This is a genomic window from Frankia sp. CeD (assembly GCF_000732115.1).
In the GTDB taxonomy this organism is placed as follows: Bacteria; Actinomycetota; Actinomycetes; order Frankiales; family Frankiaceae; genus Frankia; species Frankia casuarinae.
Window position 1 is genome coordinate 1 of sequence record NZ_JPGU01000093.1, and the last position, 3188, is coordinate 3188.

At 68.6% G+C, this 3188-nt stretch carries 2 protein-coding genes; both read right to left on the reverse strand.

The genetic code is table 11. The features are described 5' to 3' along the window. Positions 1-491: 491 nt before the first annotated feature. Positions 492-1424 (reverse strand): acyltransferase, encoded by a 933-nt coding sequence (locus CED_RS20960; RefSeq protein ID WP_084680898.1) that lies wholly within the window; start codon positions 1422-1424, stop codon positions 492-494. Positions 1425-1509: 85 nt separating this feature from the next. Beyond that, the coding region (locus tag CED_RS20965) for an IS66 family transposase (protein WP_035913641.1) at positions 1510-3188 on the reverse strand (1679 nt) is incomplete at its 5' end.

A 3188-nucleotide genomic window follows, 5' to 3' on the forward strand; every position in this document is an offset into this window, starting at 1 on the left:
GATCGAGATCGCGGGGACGGCCCTGGGCGCGGTGCCAGTCGGGGAAGTGCCGCTCGGCCATCGCGGCGACGACGTCGGCAGCTTTCAGGCTCAGCCCGGGAAGTCGATACACTGGAGGCACCCTCTTCGTGGTCGATGTGTTTTCTTTGGTAAGACTCACATTCCACGAAGAGGGCCTCTCATGCCCATGGCAGGTTGGATTTCCTGAAGTGCCGGGCGGAACGCGGGAGAATTCCCGGTTCGCTGTCGGTCGGGCTGTTTCGATCGGGTTGTCCGCTCCCCGTGCTGGCGGGAACCGATACGGGGCCTGACCGAACCAGCCGGATATCCGTTCCGAAATCGACTATGACAAGTTTCCGAAAAACTCCCGGGAGCCGCTCCTCCGCGAATCTTGCGGTTGCGCTGATCGACGAGGCCGAACGCCCTGTTTCTCGCATGCCGCTGCCGCCTGTCATGTGCTCGCCGCAGAAACCCGAACGGGCTGACACCGGTTATGGTGTGAGAGCGGATTCCCGTCCTCGGACCGCGTCCGCTCTCCACGCCCACTCCTTGCGGGAGATCCAGCGCATCGCCGGCTGCTCGACCAGTGTGAACGTCAGCCAGGACAGCACCAGGACTATCACGAAAGCAATGGCCGCCAGTCCGCCTACCTCCCAGGCGGGCCATCGTGCACTGGCGCCCAGGGCGCGATGTCCGAAGCTGAGGACGAGTCTGTGCCACAGGTAGAAAGCGAAGGAGATCTCACCCAGGTGGACCATGACGCGGCTGCGTAGAAATGNGGGACNANCNCCGAGANCGCGAACGGCGACCGCCGGTATCACGAGGGCCAGAGGTATGACCGTCACCGCTACCACGCTGTAAATTGTGGGCGCCTCGGGAGCAAGCGCGTACGCCCCGAGAGTCAGCATCACGACAGCGGTCAGTGGCAACCTGACCCATCTGCCGCTCGACAGGATGCATGCCATCAACATCCCAAGAACAAACTCGGGCAATCTGGCCGGCGGGAATACATAGACGAACCAGAATTCGTACGTGGAGACCGACCCTGCCCAGGGGAGAGCCGGTTTGGATGGCAGGATGAGCCGCCCGATCAGGGGCATACACCAGACCAGCCCCGCAACGGCGCCAGCCCAGTACCACAGGAGGTTCACCGGTATACTTCTGATCGCCCGGAGAAGGAAGGGGAAGCAGAGGTAGAAGAAAAGCTCACAGGACAGGGACCAGGCTACAGGATTGGCGCTGGTCTCGATGTCGCCCTGGGGGAACCAGGACTGCACGAGAAAGAGACCGGGGAGACATCTCCAGTCCCCGAGCGATACTCCGGCGACCAAGGAACATACTATTGCCGCGACATAGGTGAGAAGATGATTTGGAAATACCTTCGTCAGCCTCCTCTCCCAGATCCTACCGACCCTGATCTGCAGTAAGTAGTCGGAAGTCGCGTGGGGGAATGCTGACGGGNGGTGTCACCGGGTGTGACACCGCTGGAGTCGGGCTGGCGTGGCTGGGTCAGCCGGGAGGCTTCCTCCAGCGGGCGAGGTCGTCGGGGTTGGCAGCCCAGGGCAGGAACCGGTCGAGGTCCGTCCCGGTGGGTGCTCTGGCGCCGGCGCGACCGCAGGCGTCGAGGTAGTCGGCCAGGTAGGTCAGTGGGTTGAGGCCGTGCAGGTCGGCGGTCGCGGTGACGGTGAAGATCGTGGCGGCGCGGCGGGCGGCGTCGTCGGNGCGGGNGCCGCCGGNGTTCCGCCGTGTGATCACCGGTTTGCGGATGATCCTCTCGGCCGGGTTGTTGTCCAGACCGATCATGGGATGGTTGCGGTGGGCGACCAGCCCGGTCCACTCCCGGTCCATCGTGGCCAGCGCCCTGCGCGCGGGTTCGGGCAGGCCGGGGGACGCCATGTGCTCGCGGCGGGCGGTGTCGATCGCGTCGATCGCGCGGTCCCAACCGGTGTAGGCGGTCGCGAGACGCCGCTCGGCCGGCGGGCTCGGGGCCGTGATCGCCGCCTGCCAGGCGGCGGCGAGTTCGGCGTGCGCCGCGTAGAGCGCGGCGATCCGCTCGCGCCACTGCCGGGCCCAGATCCCCAGCTGCGCGGGGTTCGCGTCGCCCGCGCGCAGGAAGTACCGCCGGACGTGGACCCAGCAGAACAGGTTGACGATCCCGTCCGCCTTCGCCCCCGCGGACGCGTAGACGGCGTAGAAGTCCGAGGAGATCACCAGCCGGCGCGGGCCGCCGGCGCCGTCGTCGCCCGTCAGCTGCCCGGTCTCGGCATCGATCCCGACATGGTCGGCGAGCACCGCGGCCGAGCGGGTCGGGTCCATCACGAAACACACCGAGTCCGGCCCCAGGAACACCCACAGCCACCAGCGCGCCGAGCCGNCCCCGCCGGTCGGGGTGAACACCCGCCAGGTCGTCTCGTCGGCGTGCAGGTGCCACGCCCCCCGCGACCGCCCGACGATCTTCTCCGCGAGCGGGGCGAGTAGGTCGCCGACCTGGGCGCACGCCCCGGTCAGCGTCGCCGGCGAGATCTCCGCCCCCTGCCGGGACAGGCCGGTGACCAGTGAGTTCTGGGAACGGCCCGCGACATAGCGCTCCACGACCAGCAGGGCGAGGAACCGGTGCGTGAACAGACCCTTCCCGATCGCCTTCGACGGGCCCGGCGCGGTCACCGTCACCGGCCCCCCGCACCGGCAGCCTCGCCGGTAGCGGCGACGCCGCGTGACCCGCAGCCGCACCGACACCACCCAGTCGAGCTGCTCGACGACGTGCTCACCCCACGGCGTGAACGACGCCCCGCACGACGGGCACGTGTAACCCCCGCCCTCGAAGTCGCCGTCGACCTCGTCACGCGCCAGGTGGTCGTAGCTGCGCCGGCCCGAACGCGCCCCCGGCCCCCGCGGCCGGCCCGTCGACCCACCAGCCCCCTCACCAGCCGCCCCGTCCCGACCATCNCCGCTGTCCCCTGCGCCGGCGCAGGCCGGCGGCCCGCCCGACGCGCGCTCCGACGACCGGCCGAACAGCATCCGACGCAACGTCGCCAGTTCCGCCCGCAACGCCTCAAGCTCGGCCGCGGCCGCGGTCTCCCGCGCGAGCAGCCGGGCATGCTCCGTCCCCAGCTCCGCGAGCTCGACTCGCAGACGGCCGTTCTCCACCAACACATCCGCCAGCGCCTCACCACCAGCAACGCCGCAAA